Here is a 16,894-nt window from a genome sequence, read left to right on the forward strand (position 1 = left end):
CATTGAAACCACTGACTAAGAATATGTTTAGGGATATTGCCAAGTCGAAGGGCCGCTTCATCGCTATTATTTTGATCATTATGCTAGGTGTTTTGATTTTTGTTGGGGTCAAGGCCGCAGGTCCGAGTTTGAATGATTCTTTGAATACAACAGTGACAAATAAGAAACTGTCAGACGTTCAATTGATCTCGACGACGGGATTTACTGATAAAGATATCGATCTGGCTGAGAAAGTAAATGGTGCCCAGGCGGAAACTGTCAAATACAAACAAGTAGTCGGCAGCAAGAGTCATGTAGCGATGGCATTGTATGGATATAAAAAATCTAATAAGCAAAATCAATTGATAATGAGAAGTGGCCGCAAACCGCAGTCTAAGGATGAGATTGTCCTAGATCAGGTGGCGAAGACCAAATACAATTATAAACTTGGTGACCGTTTTACTTTTGACAAGTCAGCTGATTTGAAAGCTAGAACTTACAAAATCGTTGGTTTCGCCAGTTCGCCGCAATACATCGATAATGAATCCCGTGGTGCTAGTAATGTCGGTGACGGAACAGTTCGAATGTTTGCCTATATTTATGACAGCCAGATGAACTTGCCGTTCGCAACTCAATTAAATGTTAGATTTAATAAACTACAATCAAAAAATACCTTTAGTGACAGCTACAAAGATGCTGTCGATTCTAAAGTAAAAAAATTAAAAGCAGCCTTTAAGGGACGTGCTAAAGAGCGTTCCGACAGTTTGGTTGGAAATAACTTACAAACTCTGGATGAGCAACAGAAGCAACTAAATGATGCTAAGTCACAGTTAATGCTGGCTAGTTCAGCTGGAACTGATGTTGGTGATAAGTTAGCGGAATTGAATTCTAAACAGATACAATTAACTTCAGGCTATGCTAAGTTACAGAAACAGACTAAGACAAATTATACTTGGCAAACTAGAGAAGACTTGCCGGGCTTCTCAGCTTATGGTGAAAGTTCTGATCGAATCGCCGCAATTGCGAACGTCTTTCCTGTCTTCTTCTTCTTGATTGCAGCTTTGATCACTTTTACAACAATTACCAGAATGATCGAAGAAGCTCGTGGTCAGATCGGTACCTTCAAGGCCCTCGGTTATACTAAGTGGGAGATAGCTAAGAATTACTTCTATTATGCTTTAGCCGCTGGGTTGATCGGAACAATCTTAGGTGCTGTGATCGGTAATGAAAGTTTGCCGCGGATTGTTTTGGCATTGTACAAGCAGTACATCCCGTTGACGTGGGATATTAAGTTCCAATGGCTAATAGTTCTGCTGGCATTAGTGTTTGCACTATTAGCAACTGTTGGTGCCGCGATGATCGTTGTTCGCCGTGAACTTTCAGAAGGACCATCTGCTTTGATGCGTCCTAAGGCTCCTAAGTCAGCTAAGAAGATTCTATTGGAACGGATCAAACCATTGTGGAATCATCTCAGCTTTAATCGCAAGGTCAGCTATCGTAACTTGTTCCGGTTTAAATCACGAATGTTCATGACAATTATTGGTATTGCTGGTGGAACAGCCTTGATTCTAACTGGATTCGGTATTCAGAATTCGATCGGTGCTAGTGGTGATCGTCAGTACGGTGAAATATTCGATTATCAAGCGGTAGTGAGACTATCTAAGAACAATGAGAGTTCCAAAGCCTTGAAGATCCTCAATGATAATGATCAGTATCGTAGCAGTACCAAGATCAGTGCCACAACTGGAAAAGTCAAAGCTAATGGTGAACAAGTTGATGATGTGAATATTTACACACCTGAAAGTAAAAACTTTTCTAAATACATTCATCTGAAGGATTCTAAGACCGGTAAGAAACTTAACTTAAAAGATGACCAAGTCGTTTTAACAAAGAAGATGGCCAACATTCTCGATGTTAAAGCTGGCGATGTGATAAACGTTAAAACTGCCAGTGGTAAGGGTGGTCAGATCGAAGTTTCTGCCGTAACACAGAATTTTATCAGCCACTTTATGTATTTGAATAAATCAACGTACAAGAAATTATTCGGTACTCAGGCACAGACTAACACGTTATTAGTCAATCTGAAGCCTCAAACAAGTAGTCAGAGAAACAGTCTGGCTAATAAATTGTTGAAGCACGGTGGAGTAATGGGGACCAGCTACACTTACGATCAAGAATCAACCATTGCCAAGATGACTTCTTCTCTGAAGCCGATCGTCTTGATCTTCATCTTGTTATCAGGAGTCTTGTCATTTGTAGTGCTCTACAATCTTACGAATATCAATGTTTCAGAAAGAATTCGTGAATTATCAACTATTAAAGTTTTAGGGTTCTATAATAATGAGGTAACGATGTATATTGTGCGTGAAAATATCATTCTGACGATTTTGGGAATTATCGTGGGCTATGGAGTAGGTAATCTACTGACAGCATATATTCTGAATCAAGCTTCGACGGCGTTAGTGATCTTCCCATTAACGATAAGCATGTTTGGATATATCGTGGCCACAGTTCTGATGATCGTCTTCACAGTGATCGTCATGTTAATAACACATCAAAAACTAAAAGGTATCGATATGATCGGTGCTTTGAAGTCAAACGAATAATAAAGCAGAAGAGAATCGAAATTTTCGATTCTTTTTTGGTACGGAGGCAAATATGAAATTAAAGAATAAAAAAGTTTTGGTAGTCGGCGGAACATCAGGCTTTGGTAAACAAGTAGCAATCGATGCTCAGAATCTTGGAGCTAAGGTGATCGTTATCGGCCATGATTCCAAGCGGTTGTTGTCATTTACTAAAGAGACGGGGATTGCGGGAAATGCCATCAATGCTCAGAATTTAGATGAATTAACGATTTTCTTTGGCCATGACAAATACGATCACATTATTTCAACCTTAGGTGGAGCCATGGGCGGAGGTTTTTTGGACAGTTCAATGGCACTGATTCGTAAGGCAATCGAGGATAAGTTCTTCGTTAATTTGCAGCTGGCAAAAATTGCCGCTAAACATATCAATGACGGCGGTTCATTGATCTTTACATCGGGATCCGGTGGTCATCCTTATGACGCATCCGGAGCAATTGTTGGTAATCAGGCAATCAATACGATGGTCGAAGGATTAGGAGTGGAACTGGCTCCTAATATTCGTGTAAACTCTGTTTCGCCAACTTGGACACCCACTGGACTGTGGCGTGGTATGTCCGCAAAAGAGATCAAAGATCAGGAGTCCAAATTTTCCGAAGATGTACCTTTAAAGCGAGTTGCCACGGTTGAAGAAGTAGCTAGTGCCTATCTTTATTTGATGCAAAATGATTTTGTAACGGGACAAGTTCTACGAGTTGATGGTGGAGTTGATCTGTAATCAGTGTTAGACTTAAAGTCAACTTTAATACAAAGAGGCAACAATAATGGATACAAATACAACTGAAGTAAAATATCGAATTGGTGATTTCGCACAAGTAACGGGTTTGAGCAGTCCAACGCTTAGATATTATGAGAAGGAAGGATTGATCAAACCACATCGAACTGAAAATGGTTTGCGCTATTATACTAAGCAAGATGCTAATTGGATCAAGTTCTTATTACATTTGAAGAGTACAGGTATGACGATCGAGCAATTGAAGCAATATGTGAAATGGCGTGCTGAAGGTGATTCAACAATTGATAAGCGGATCGCACTATTGCAAGAGGTCCATGATGATTTCGAGAAGCAGTTTGCGGAATTGCAACACAGTTGGACGATTCTAAATGATAAGTTAGATTGGTATAAAGGTAAGGTCAACGGGCATATTGAAGATAGTGAGGATTTTGCTTCTTATTTGAAGCGGTTGAATCATGAGGAGTAATGTTTTTTGCTTTTGTTTGTGGTGGATGACCACCGTCAGCTGGTTTTGTGATACTTTCTGAATATTTGTTGATCATCTATTTGGTAGTGACTTAGTTAGAATATTTTTGTTTTTTTAAATTAAGGCAGTATGACATGAAAGTGTGGATAAGTTAGTTTATCCACGTTGACATGTCATACTGCTTTTTTAGTTGGTAGTTTAGCTGGAGGTCATCAGTAATGGAATCCGTGGCGATTGTGGTGTTAATGCGGGTGATTTTCCCACATTTACGGCACGGATGCCTTTCTTGATTTGCGGGTTTATGCAAAGCAAGAAAGCAAAGTTCGAGACCGCTTTTTGGCTCGGACTGGTCCCACCACAGATGGAATTACTGCTGACCGGAAGCGGAATCCTTTTCCAATCTCAAAAAAGTTCAAAATAATTGCTTGACTTAAAGTTAACTTTAAGGAGTTTAATAATCCCTGTAATCAATTAGAGAAATTATTTGATAGGAAAAGGAAGTAGATAAAATGGCAAAATATGAAGAATTAAAAAACGATGGAGTATTCCCAGTTGGAGATAAGAACGAAGCCTACGCTAAATATTTCATTGGTCAAAGCTACTTACAAAATTTAGTAGCCGCCGATGACAATATCGATGTCAATGTCGGAAATGTCACATTTGAACCAGGATGCCGTAATGATTGGCACATTCATCATGATGGCTTCCAAATTCTTTTAGTAACTGGTGGTGAAGGTTGGTATCAAGAAGCCGGCAAACCAGCTCAACTATTAAAGAAGGGCGATGTGGTCGCTATTCATGATGGTGTTAAGCATTGGCACGGTGCAACAAAGGACAGTTGGTTCAGCCACGTTGCCATTACTAAAGGTACATCAGAATGGTTAGAAAAAGTTACAGACGAAGAATACGATAAGTTAGGTAAATAAGGAGAAATTATATGTCAGTAAAAAATAAAGTAGTAGTAATTACAGGAGCATCATCAGGTATAGGTGAAGCTACTGCCAAACTTCTTGCTAGTAACGGTGCCAAGGTCGTTCTCGGTGCTCGTCGTGAAGAGAGATTAGCTAAGATCGTCGCCGATATTGAAAAGGACGGCGGTACAGCCGCATACAAAGTCACTGATGTCCGTGATCCGCAAGAAGTCAAAGACTTGGTACAATTAGCCAATGACAAATACGGTGCTTTGGATGTTATCTTTAATAACGCTGGTATTATGCCAACTTCACCGATCAGTGCTTTGCACACCGATGAATGGAACGATATGATCGATATCAACTTGAAGGGTGTTCTAAATGGCGTTGCTGCGGTTATGCCTGAATTCACCAAACAAAAACATGGTCATATCATTACAACCTCGTCAGTTGCCGGAATCAAGAGTTTTCCAGGCGCTGGTGTTTATGGGGCAACTAAGTTTGCGGTTAGAAATTTGATGGAAGTTATTCGAACTGAGAGTGCTCAAGAGGGTACAAATATTAGAACTTCTACTCTTTATCCAGCTGCTATCAATACGGAATTGTTGAACACGATTACTGATGATGACGCTAAGAAGGGGATGGATGCCTTGTATGATCAAGTCGGGATCGCACCGATCTCTATTGCCCGAGTGGTCAACTTTGCCATCGATCAACCTGAAGAGGTCAATGTTAACGAGTTTACTATCTATCCTACAAAACAAGCTTAATAGTGGGGGTTAGGGTTCTGCTTCCGGTCAGCAGTAATTCCGTCTGTGGCGGGACCAGTCCGAGCCAAAAAGCGGTCTCGAACTTTGCTTTCTTGCTTTGCACAAATCGCAAATCAAGAAAGACATCCGTGCTGTAAATGTGGGAAGACCGCCCGCATTAACACCACAATCGCCACTGATTCCATTACTGCTGACCTCCAGCTAAATATTATAAGTTATATGAAAATAGCACGTACGATAATATATTCAAATTATCGTACGTGCTATTTGATTTGTAATAGTATCAAAATCAACAAGACTAATTGTTGCGAAGTAACAACTAATCTAGAAAATATACTAATTAGCTGAGGGTGGAAAACAATGGAATCCGCCGTAAAAGTGTTCTTAGCGATTTATCGCTTAGAACACTGGACGACTTTGAAGACTACAGGCTTCAAAGCGAGGTCGAAGACGAAGGCTGAGACCGGTCCACGGTAGATGGAATTGTTTTCCACCATCAGCGGCAATACCCCGTCACACTGACGTAACTGCAGTCCAGGTCACGGTCCCTTGGTAAATACCAGATTGCGCACCATTGTTGAGATATAATCTTAATCCCTCTTGCGGAGCCCAAGCAACTGAACTCAGCGGACTACCTTCGATTGAAGTTTCTACGGTGGCAGTTTCCCCATCCGCGAGACTGGTGTAAGTTCCGTCCGCATTGTAGTACCTTAAGTCACCATTGAGAACATCATTAGTATCGGTTACGGAATTGCCACTGTCATCGGTAGTTTCTTTGTACAGTGGTGTTGCAGAAAGCTCGATTTGACTTGCTTCAAGATCTCTGCGGTTGTCGTCGACTGTTAGAACGTTGTTTGGGGTATTCGTGGCATCAGTTCTATTCAACAACTTTGATTCTGGTTGTTGAATGAGTGATCCGAACGAGATATTACTTGGAGTTAATGTGATTCCACCAGTGGTGAAGTGGATTGTATTGGTGGGACCTTCAGAACTGTAGGCACTTCCGTCAGAATTATTACCGCTAACGGTTGGTGCTGTGGTTAAGATTTGGTTTTTTGTTATTTCTGGAACAAGGTAAGAAAATAAAACGGTATGCGTTTGATTCAAGTCAAAATCCAATTTATTTCCATTACCAGTATTGGAAATAATCAATTCGTCATAATTGGGATTGTCAGTATTCATTGTGTAACTTGGTATATTATTATCAACAAAAATACTGTAAACCATAGCACCTTTTACTAGTGGAATAACGACTTTACCATTGGATAAAGTACCGGTACTGCTGTTATTTGTTAATGTATCTTTGAATGTAATACTATCCCCAGACATAATGTTATCGAGGTAGGAACCATTGATTTGATTACTATTGGTTGTTGCCATTTCTATTGTTTGCGAAATATCGGGATCACCTTTGGTCAATACATTCAGTTTGGCTTTATTAGTAGTACCATTTTCAGTTTTGGTAGAACCATCCGTCGTTTGGGAAACCACGATATTAGCATAGTAGTGAGAACCGTCGTCAGCTAGGGTAGTGGTTGGCGTAGTATATGAGGTCTTGCTGCCGGTTTGCACGATCGTATCGGTCTTGCCATCTGGAGATACTTTGTGCCATTCAACTGATATATCGACACCATCGGCTGCGGCCAAATTTCCCTGAAGTGTAAATGTAGCTTGTTGACCAACGCCAACGGTTTGATCTTTCAAACCACCACCGACTTCAATTTGATGAGTGTCAGTTATCGTTGTACCGTCAGGGTTGGTATAAATACCAGTTATTGTGACGGTACCGTCTTTTTTATTAGTATTACCAGTAACAGCACCGGTATTTTCGTCAACAGAAGCGATGCTAGGATCACTGCTATACCACTTAACGGTACCAGTGGCTTCATCCGGTTTGACAGTTGCGTGCATTTGGGTAGTATCAGCGACGTTGTAATTCAGAATACCTAAAATGCTAGTGTTCAAGTTGTTGTACAAGTAATCACTATCGGATGTGACTTTTAAACTTTCAGCGTTGATGGGATCAGGCAGTGTATGGACCTTAACGATGTTGGTATACGCCATAGTATCAATTATTGGTCCCCAAGAAATAAGGGTGTACCAGTCGGTCCACAATTGGTAGTATTTGGTACCGACTGCAGAAGGATTGACCGTCAGATTCTGGCTGGTCCCGCCATCTCTTGACGAGACTTTGGAATAAACTAAACCGTCATCTGATGAATACCATTGATAGTGGGCACTGGCGGTGAGACTGAATAGCGCCGCAAAAATTGAACGACCAGCGTCGGCGTATAAGGTGATCGGCTTATTGACCGTCGTGTAATTATCCTCATCAGGTTGCACATCGTATCCAGACGTCAGCCAAATACCAATGATCTTGATTGGCGGAGCAGAAGGCGTCATTGCGGTTGCTGCTTCAACATTGTATTGTGTATGAAATTGATTTTGTGTGGTTGCATTAGTGATTTTGATCAAACACAAAAAAGTTATAGTAATAGTCAAAATCGACAGTAAATATCTATTAAATTTTTCCCTCATGTAAATCCTCACCTTTACATTTGACAAATAATATTTATTCCACTTATTATTACACCATTATTAATAAAAAGTATATCATTATATAAAAAAATATATGTCATGAAATGGTCAGTCGGTATACATGAGTGAGTATCAGCTCGATTTGACTTTAAAAAAGCTCAGATGCGCCGTTTGCCAATAAGTAACTTTGGCGGTAGTGCTTGTAAGAAGGTTATTCCTAGTATCAATAAGGCTCCAGCAATTTCAGCTGGTCCGACATGTGTACTAAGTAAGGTAACGGACAGGATCGTGGCTGTCAGTGGCTCGAAGGCACTCAACATGCCGGTAGTGGTTGCTGATAAGTAATTTAGACTTTGAAGATAGAATAAGTAAGAGAACATGGTTCCGCCAATAATAATGAAGATGATCAGTAACCAAGCTTTAACAGTCAAGTGAGGAACTTGATTCAAGTGTGCTATCGGTGCGAAGACGATGCCACCGAGTAACATTGACCAACCGGTCACGATGCGGGCGTCGAAATTTTTCAATAGTTCTCGCGGTAATAAGGTATATGAAGCTTGACTCAAACCAGAACCAACGCCCCACAAAACCGCCAATGGTGACAAAGCTAAGGTGTTCCAATGTCCGTGGGTTACTAATAAGAAAGTGCCGATCAGAGCCAAAACAATCGAGATCATATCGATCCTGCGTGGCATTTTAAGATTGCGTAATGATAAATATAAAATAATAAATAGTGGTCCTAAGAATTGCAGGACGGTGGCGGTTGGTGCGTTGCCGTATTTGATCGCCATAAAGTATGTATACTGGGCGGGCAACATTCCTAACAGGCCGAAACATAATAATTGAAAAATATATCTGGGCTTCTTTAGTATGCTAAATAATTCCTTTGGCATAGCAATGCCACACCAAATAATCAATAAAATTCCAGCTAGAATTAGTCGTAACCCAACTAACCACTGTGTAGGAATATTTTCGAAGCTAAATAAATATTGCGCGATACTGCCGGAAAATCCCCATAGCACTGGACCAGCAATCGCATAAAATAATCCTTTTTGTTGATCTGTCATAAGTATCTCCCCTCTAGTCATCAACTCATATGCTATCACATTATTATCATTTAAAATGAATCTACGGTACACTTAGAGAATAAAATATAGGGGGATAAAAAATGCTTAATGTGGAACATGTGAGTAAGAATTTTGGCACATTAAAGGCACTTGATGACATTAGTTTTTCGATACCTAACGGTCACATCTTGGGATTGATCGGTCAAAATGGTGCTGGTAAATCTACAACATTTCACAGTATTCTAAATTTTTTGCAATATGATGGCAAAATAACCTGGCAAGATCAGCCGGTGACTGAATCAGTATTCGACCAGATCGGTTATTTACCAGAAGAGCGCAGTCTGATGCCTAAACTAACGATTGAACAGCAGATTATTTATTTAGCCAGATTGAAGGACAAGTCTGCTAAAGAAATTCGCCCGCAGATCGATACGTGGTTGAAAAAATTCGCCGTGAAGGGGACTAAGAAAGATAAGATCAAGTCACTGTCTAAGGGTAATCAGCAGAAGGTGCAATTGATCTGTACTTTGATTCATGATCCCAAATTAATAATCTTGGACGAGCCCTTTAGTGGCTTGGATCCGGTTAATTCTGATCTATTGAAACAGGCGATCATCGAAGCTAAGAATAATGGAGCGTCGATTATTTTTTCCAGTCATGATATGGAGAACGTCGAAGAGGTCTGCGACAGTTTGGTCATGTTGCGCAACGGCCAGATCGTTCTTAACGGTACGGTCGGAGATGTGCGTGATTCATTCGGTAAGACACGGTTATTTGTTACAACGGACTGGAGTGCTGATAAACTATCAGAACTGCCACATGTTATTTCTGTGACTCAACGAGAAAAGAATCGTTACTTATTAGATCTCGATGATGAAATCGCTGGTAAGGATATTTTTGATATTTTGACTAAAGGGCAATATATCGAGGAATTCAGTCAACAACCACCGACTCTTAATGAGATCTTTCGGATGAAAGCAGGTGACCGTAATGAATAAATTGTGGATCGTAACTTTTGAAACCTTCTTGAGACAGGTTAAGTCTTGGGGCTTTGTTGCACTAGTCTTAGGTCCGTTTATGATCTTTGGTATCAGTATCGGTGCTGGTTACATAGGCGCCAGCAGTACCGGCAACAGTGATGACATTGCGGTCTTTGGTCAAACTGAATTGAAGCAGGAGTTTGTTAAACAAAATAAGGATGACGTTGATACGAGTATTAAATCGATCAAGTCAGCCAATAAGCGGATCAAGGATAATAAATTGGCTGGTTATCTGGTCTTGAAAACAAACAACAATCAAGTCTCAGCCGTCTATCATGGGTCAAACTCGATGGATAGTAGTTTGAAGAACAGGTTATTAATCTTCAATACAACGGTTCAGCAGCAATTAAATTACGCTACCGCCAAGCTATCACCAACTCAGGCTAAGTCATTGCAGCAACAGCCTAAGTTCAAAGAAGTTGTTACTAAAAAAACCGGAACAGCCAATTTGGCTAAGATGATCTCATTTTGGATCATGGTTGTTTTGGTTTATACGATTTTGGTAACTTACACTTCGATCACAGCGCAAGAGATTGCTTCCGAAAAGGGTACGAAGATCATGGAAGTTATCTTCTCCAGTACCACCGCAACTAAGTACTTCGTCGGTAAGGTTCTCGGTGTGCTGCTAGTCATAGTGACACAGATCTTGATTTATCTACTCGGTGGCTGGGGAATGTTCGAATTCGCTAAGACTTCCTCATTGACCAAAGATGCAATTGCGCAGAATGAAGATCTGATCAGTTCAGTCTTGCATAACTTATTGAGTATCAACTTGGTTTATTTACTATTAGGAGTGGTGATTTATACGATCTTAGCAGCTTTGTGTGGTGCTTTAGTAGCCAAATCAGAAGACGCTGCCAAGGCCGCTCAACCAGTAACAATGTTGAGTATGCTGGCGTTTTTCATTACCTTCCCATTCCAGAACAATATGGATGCTCTAGCAGTTAAGATTCTCTCATATGTACCATTCTTCTCATCTTACTTCATGCCGATGCGTGTGATCAATAATGAAGCGACACCAGTTGAGATGGCGATATCATTGATAATCTTAATTGCAACGATCTTCTTAATGGCGTTTTATATTGGTAAGATATATCAAGGCTTGATGTTACAGACAGATGATTCTAGTTTTTGGAAACGACTCAAACGAGGAATTGCTTATAACAAATAAAAAAATGCTTCTCGAAATTTTTCGAGAAGCATTTTTGATAATTAGAATATCAAACTGTACAATTGAACGGCTACGATAGCGCCACAGATCGGAGCAACGACTGGGACCCAGGCGTATTTCCATTGGCAACTTCCTTTATGTGGGAAAGGCAACATAGCATGTAATAGACGAGGACCCAAGTCACGAGCTGGATTAAGCGCTGGACCAGTAGGACCACCGAAGGAAACAACTAGACACATAACTAAGAATCCTAGACCGATAAAGTCGGCACGTGGATCAATGTGATCTGAAGTAAGTGAAACGGCACCGAAAACAAGAATAAAAGTACCAATAAATTCGTTAATAAATCCGTTTAAACGGCTGTTTTCTGCATCAATTGTTGAGAAAGTACCTAAGATCGATTCAACGTTTTCTGTCTTATTGTAGTAAGGCTTGTAAGCTGCTACAACTAGGATCTGACCAAAGATAGCTCCTAACATTTGAGCTAAGATATATGGGCCAACTTCTGCCCATGGAAATTCATTATTGAAGGCTAAGGCGAGCGTCATAGCTGGATTGATCTGGCCGCCTGAAACAGGTCCGAACATCATGGCTGGAATCATAACACCAATACCATAACCAAAACCAATCAAGATCCACCCACCGTGGAATCCCTTAGTACCCTTTAATTCAACGTTGGCAACTGAACCATTACCTAGAGCTACCATAATTGCGGTTCCGATGAATTCCGCAATGCAGCGCGTTAATAACGTATAGTGCATCATTTATACCCCTAATAAATTTTTTTATTTGTAAAAGTGATTTAGACAATAAAAAATTGCCCCCAGAAGATGGAGCAATTATTTAACATATTTATTTAAATAAATCAAATTTTACGAACAACATTTATTAGTGTACCATATAAATCCTTTTTTCTATGATATTAATTAGAAAACTGGATAGTTTCGTACGATATGATTATAATTGAAGATAAATTTTAAATAAGAGGTAGTGGATATGAAAGTTCTTAGCTTGGTAAATTTGACAGATCACCAGAGAGAAAGAATTGAAAGAATCCCTAGTGTCGACCTAACAGTGGCCTCACCAGAGAATGTTACAGCAGCTGATTTAGATGATGTTGAAGTATTGTACAACTGGTCTAATTCATTGAAAGATGACATCTTAAAGAGCTCTAATTTGAATTGGATCCAAGTAGTTCGTGCAGGGGTAGAATCATTGCCATTACGTGAATTATCTGAAAAAGGTATTACTTTGACAAACGGTTCTGGTGCTAATGCAATCAATATTGCAGAGCAAACATTGGCATATATGTTGATGTTGATGAGAAATATGCATTTGTCAGTTCTACATCAAGCGGATAAAGAATGGAAGCATGATGAACCTTATGACGAAGTATATGGCAAGACAGTTATGATCGTTGGTGTTGGACACATCGGCAGTAAGATCGCCCAATATGCTAAGGCATTAGGAATGAGAACTGTCGGTGTACGTCGTTCAAATCAACCTGATGTCAATATCGACGAGATGATTCCAATGTCAGAATTCAAAGATGGTGTTAAACACGCTAACTTTGTAATTAACGCACTACCTGATACTGATGAGACAAGTGGTATCTTCAATGCTGAATTATTTGAAGAAATGTCTAAGAAGGCCTTCTACATCAATATTGGTCGCGGTAAAACAACTAATATGAATGATTTGGTTGATGCTTTGCAAGAGAAGAAGATTGCTGGTGCGGCACTTGATGTTGTAACGCCAGAACCTTTGAATGATGACAGTCCACTATGGGACATGAAGAATGTTATCATCACACCACATGATGCGGGGATGAGTGTTCATTACGCTGAGCGTGCTTTTGATATTTTCAAGCGTAATTTGAAGTCATACGTGGAAAATGGCGAAGTTGTTGAGAATGTAGTTAACTATCATGAGGGTTATTAGATAGTTTGATGCTGTTTTGATTCCGCTTCCGGACAGCAGTAATTCCATCTGTGGCAGGACCAATCTGAACCGAAAAGCGGTCTCAGATCTCGTTTGAATAAAGACGTCCAGTGCTGTAAATGTGGGAAAACCGCCCGCATTAACACCACTTTTGCCACGGATTCCATTACTGCTGTCCTTCAGCTAAGTTTTATTAATTATATAAATAGAGCACGTTACAGCAAATATGTTGTAGCGTGTTTTTTAGTTTATGCGGAGAATTTTTTGAGAAGTGGATTTTAACAGGTCGTTTCAGAGTTGGCAAAATTTTTTTGCCTCCAGTCACCAGCATTAAAACCTGCAATGGGACCGGCTAATTTGTCAGATTATATTTAACACGAATTTAGCTGACAGAAAATTGTTCACATTTATCACACAAAAGACTTATTTTTTTAAGTTGGCTTAAATATAGAGATAGTAAGGTGTAACTATCAAATCAAAATAATAAAACTTAAAAATAAATCTTAAAAGGAGTGGTGTTAATGCGTTGGATGCCTCTGTATGTGATATTGATTCTGTCGTTTGTGAATGGAATTTATATTTTGAATAATATTAAGGAATTCACTAGACGTCGGATGGCGTTGGTCAGTTTAGCTTATGTTACTTTTTTAGGAATGATATTGTTTACACCGATGTCGTTTGATGGCACGGGAGTTTACATTATGCCAGCCGGAATTGGTCAGGTCAATTTACATCATATTAATTATGATCTTGGTTTTGTGGAGAATATCGTCTTGACGATGCCATTAGGATTCTTGATCAAGCAAGCTTTCTCAAATATTTCGCTATCTTCAATGATTCCCATCGGCCTTATGACTGGTGCAGGGATTGAAACGATGCAGTATTATTTGTCACATGTGTTCTTGATCAACCGGACTAGTGACATCAGTGACGTTGTCGCTAATGGAATAGGAATCGTCATTGGTGCGGTATTATTGTTGGTTTATCAATATGTGTTCGAAAAGAAATCTAAATCGATATGGCAAGAAATTTAGTATTATTTTATCTTGTACGAAAAAGTTGTCACGACAAATGGATGAAAACCCAATTATCGTGACAACTTTTTTTAGGAAAAATACATACTATTGATTACTTTCTGATCTGTCCATCGCCTTGAACCAAGTACTTAGTCGTTGTCAACTCGTTGGCGCCCATAGGTCCTCTGGCGTGTAGCTTCTGAGTACTGATGCCAATTTCGGCACCGAAGCCGAATTCATTACCATCAGTGAATCTTGTTGAGGCATTCACGTAGACAACTGCGGCATCGATTTGTTTCTGGAATTTGCGGCTAGCAGAATAATCTTCAGTGATGATCGACTCGCTGTGTTTGGTGTTGTATTTGTTGATATGCTTGATTGCTTGGTTCAAATCATCAACGATCTTGACGGCGATTATATAGTCATTGTATTCGGTATACCAATCATCTTCGGTAGCGGGGATGATGTCAGGAATGATCTTAACAGCATGTTCATCACCACGTACTTCAACATTGTTCTCTTTCAATGTTTGATAGAGTTTTGGTAAGAATTTTTCAGCGATATCTTTGTGCAAAACTACTTTTTCAGCTGCGTTGCAGACGGATGGACGTTGAACCTTGGCATTGATAATAATTGGCAGAGCCTTGTCTAGGTCGGCGTCTTTGTCAACGTAGATATGGCAATTACCAGCACCGGTTTCGATGATAGGGACTTTGGCTTTATTCACGACCATCTTGATAAATTTGCCAGATCCTCTAGGAATTAAAACATCGATGTAATCAGTCAATTGCATCATTTCGTCAGCAATGGCATGACTAGTGTCAGAGACTAATTGGACAGCATCTTCAGTTATACCAATTTCTTTGAGAGCAGTGCGTAAGGTATCTGCCAAAACAATATTTGAATTGATAGCTTCCTTACCACCACGCAAAATGACAGCATTACCAGCTTTGAAGCATAGTCCGGCAGCGTCAACGGTCACGTTAGGACGAGCCTCGTAGATCATGCCGATAACTCCAAGTGGGACACGCTCTTGAACGATGTCTAGTCCAGTGGTAGTGGTCCAGCCACGGTCGATCTTACCGATAGGATCGGGTAGGGTAACGACTTGTTTCAAGCCATCGGCCATACCGTTGATGCGGTCTACATCAAGCATTAGACGATCGATCATCGCCTTGGCAATGCCATTTTCCTTGGCATTTTCGATATCTTTTTTGTTTTCAGCAATAATCTTATCTGCATTGGCAATCAGTGCCTCTGACATTTTTAATAGTGCATTATTTTTTTCATTAGTTCCCAGTTGTCCCAAGTCAAATGAGGCAGTCTGGGCTTTTTTACCCATCTCAATTAAGTCGATCATCATAATACCTCCTAAATTTTTGTGAATAATGTTCCAACCGTGTCCCCTGATAGGATATTGAAAATGATATCTGGATCCTTACCATTAGCGAGCACCATTTGTTGATTGTGTTTGAGGATTCTTTCAGCGGCTTTTAATTTGGTAGTCATACCGCCAGTTCCAAACTTAGTTCCGTGACCGCCGGCAGCGGCGATAATGTCAGGACTGATCATATTGACACGGTCGATCAACTTGGCGTCAGGAACTTTTAGTGGGTTGGCAGTATAGAATCCGTCGATGTCGGATAACATGATCAGTAGGTCAGCGTCGACTAAGTTAGTAACGATAGCGGATAGTTGATCGTTATCACCGAATTTAGTTAGATGATCCAATTCCGACACGGTCACGGCGTCGTTTTCGTTAACGATTGGAATAGCGTTAGACATATTCAACAATGATTGAAAATTATTCATTACGTTAGTATGACTTTCAGGATAGTCGATAACGTCCTTAGTTATCAACATTTGTGCTGCGCACATGCCATATTTGTGTAGGGCTTCGTTGTAAATTTGAATCAATTCAGCTTGTCCGATAGCGGCGACTGCTTGTTGTTGTGAGATTTTCACTGGACGACGATCGAGGTGAAGTACACCCATACCGACACCGATGGCACCGGATGAAACTAAGACGACATCCTTGCCGTCTTTTTTTAAGGTACTCATAACGTGAGCTAGTTTGTCGATCACGGTTAAACGGACTTTACTGTTTTGATGAATCAAAGTACTTGTTCCGACTTTGATGACGATTCGATTTGCGATTAAATTACGTTTATTTTGCATGATTTTCCCCTGATTGTTGGGAGTTTGAGTTTTGGAGGGGGGCTGAAACGAGTTGCACAAAACAACTTCCTCCGCTTACTACGGATAAGAAATGCACCAACTGCGTTGGCACCTCTCTTATCCTAGGTAATGCTCAGAAGTTACCCGTTTTGTTCCACTCTCTGATCTGAAACGAGTTGCGAAAGCCAGATTCCTGCGCCTGCTACAGATAGTGAATGCATCACTTCGTGCTATCTCCACTATCTTAGGCAGTGCTCAGAATCTCCCGGCTTTCTTCACTCTCTGATCTGAAACGAGTTGCGAAAGGGCAAACCTCTGCGCTTACTACGGATAAGAAATGCACCAACTGCGTTGGCACCTCTCTTATCCTAGGTAATGCTCAAGGTTTAACCGCCCTTTCTCCACTCTCTGATCTGAAACGAGTTGCGCAAAACAACTT

General features: G+C 40.3%; 14 protein-coding genes. 9 read left to right on the forward strand and 5 right to left on the reverse strand.

Annotated features, from left to right (window positions below; translation table 11 throughout):
- Window positions 1–2 precede the first annotated feature (2 nt).
- From U8519_RS07115 to U8519_RS07135, 5 genes are all read left to right on the forward strand, one after another.
- A complete protein-coding gene (locus tag U8519_RS07115; RefSeq protein ID WP_334329627.1) occupies window positions 3–2,585 on the forward strand; it encodes an FtsX-like permease family protein in 2,583 nt (860 codons plus the stop codon).
- Between the two features lie 52 nt (window positions 2,586–2,637).
- Window positions 2,638–3,339 carry an SDR family oxidoreductase gene (locus U8519_RS07120; protein WP_334329628.1) on the forward strand — a complete coding sequence of 234 codons (702 nt, stop codon included), beginning with the start codon at window positions 2,638–2,640 and terminating at the stop codon, window positions 3,337–3,339.
- Window positions 3,340–3,385: 46 nt separating this feature from the next.
- A complete protein-coding gene (locus tag U8519_RS07125) occupies window positions 3,386–3,823 on the forward strand; it encodes a MerR family transcriptional regulator (protein ID WP_334329629.1) in 438 nt (145 codons plus the stop codon).
- Window positions 3,824–4,332: 509 nt separating this feature from the next.
- Window positions 4,333–4,749, forward strand: coding sequence for a cupin domain-containing protein (locus tag U8519_RS07130; protein ID WP_334329630.1), 417 nt, complete (start codon window positions 4,333–4,335; stop codon window positions 4,747–4,749).
- A gap of 11 nt (window positions 4,750–4,760) precedes the next feature.
- A complete protein-coding gene (locus U8519_RS07135; protein WP_334329631.1) occupies window positions 4,761–5,504 on the forward strand; it encodes an SDR family oxidoreductase in 744 nt (247 codons plus the stop codon).
- 513 nt (window positions 5,505–6,017) lie between these two features.
- Here U8519_RS07135 and U8519_RS07140 read toward each other — a convergent pair.
- Together U8519_RS07140 and U8519_RS07145 are read right to left on the reverse strand one after the other, a co-directional pair.
- A complete protein-coding gene (locus U8519_RS07140; protein WP_334329632.1) occupies window positions 6,018–8,042 on the reverse strand; it encodes an Ig-like domain-containing protein in 2,025 nt (674 codons plus the stop codon).
- Window positions 8,043–8,200: 158 nt separating this feature from the next.
- Window positions 8,201–9,109 carry a DMT family transporter gene (locus tag U8519_RS07145; RefSeq protein WP_334329633.1) on the reverse strand — a complete coding sequence of 303 codons (909 nt, stop codon included), beginning with the start codon at window positions 9,107–9,109 and terminating at the stop codon, window positions 8,201–8,203.
- A gap of 101 nt (window positions 9,110–9,210) precedes the next feature.
- Between U8519_RS07145 and U8519_RS07150 the strand changes: the two genes are divergently transcribed.
- Together U8519_RS07150 and U8519_RS07155 are read left to right on the forward strand one after the other, a co-directional pair.
- The gene (locus U8519_RS07150; RefSeq protein ID WP_334329634.1) at window positions 9,211–10,107 is read left to right on the forward strand and encodes an ABC transporter ATP-binding protein; all 897 of its coding nucleotides are present in this window, start codon (window positions 9,211–9,213) and stop codon (window positions 10,105–10,107) included.
- Window positions 10,100–11,320 carry an ABC transporter permease gene (locus tag U8519_RS07155; RefSeq protein WP_334329635.1) on the forward strand — a complete coding sequence of 407 codons (1,221 nt, stop codon included), beginning with the start codon at window positions 10,100–10,102 and terminating at the stop codon, window positions 11,318–11,320. Before U8519_RS07150 ends, U8519_RS07155 begins: the two co-directional genes overlap by 8 nt.
- A 41-nt stretch (window positions 11,321–11,361) precedes the next feature.
- On the opposite strand, the gene U8519_RS07160 is transcribed toward U8519_RS07155, so the two are convergent.
- Window positions 11,362–12,081: an MIP/aquaporin family protein gene (locus U8519_RS07160; RefSeq protein WP_334329887.1), complete on the reverse strand. Its 720-nt coding sequence runs from the start codon at window positions 12,079–12,081 to the stop codon at window positions 11,362–11,364.
- A gap of 235 nt (window positions 12,082–12,316) precedes the next feature.
- Here U8519_RS07160 and U8519_RS07165 point away from each other — a divergent pair, with 235 nt between their 5' ends.
- The gene (locus U8519_RS07165) at window positions 12,317–13,261 is read left to right on the forward strand and encodes a D-2-hydroxyacid dehydrogenase (RefSeq protein WP_334329636.1); all 945 of its coding nucleotides are present in this window, start codon (window positions 12,317–12,319) and stop codon (window positions 13,259–13,261) included.
- A 521-nt stretch (window positions 13,262–13,782) separates the two neighbouring features.
- The gene (locus tag U8519_RS07170; RefSeq protein ID WP_334329637.1) at window positions 13,783–14,295 is read left to right on the forward strand and encodes a VanZ family protein; all 513 of its coding nucleotides are present in this window, start codon (window positions 13,783–13,785) and stop codon (window positions 14,293–14,295) included.
- A gap of 94 nt (window positions 14,296–14,389) precedes the next feature.
- On the opposite strand, the gene U8519_RS07175 is transcribed toward U8519_RS07170, so the two are convergent.
- Window positions 14,390–15,637 carry a glutamate-5-semialdehyde dehydrogenase gene (locus tag U8519_RS07175; protein ID WP_334329888.1) on the reverse strand — a complete coding sequence of 416 codons (1,248 nt, stop codon included), beginning with the start codon at window positions 15,635–15,637 and terminating at the stop codon, window positions 14,390–14,392.
- Between the two features lie 11 nt (window positions 15,638–15,648).
- On the reverse strand, window positions 15,649–16,455 hold the full coding sequence (proB, locus tag U8519_RS07180) for a glutamate 5-kinase (RefSeq protein ID WP_334329638.1): 807 nt from the start codon (window positions 16,453–16,455) through the stop codon (window positions 15,649–15,651).
- Between the last annotated feature and the right edge of the window lie 439 nt (window positions 16,456–16,894).

It is taken from the genome of Companilactobacillus sp. HBUAS59699, assembly GCF_036913575.1.
Taxonomy (GTDB): domain Bacteria; phylum Bacillota; class Bacilli; order Lactobacillales; family Lactobacillaceae; genus Companilactobacillus.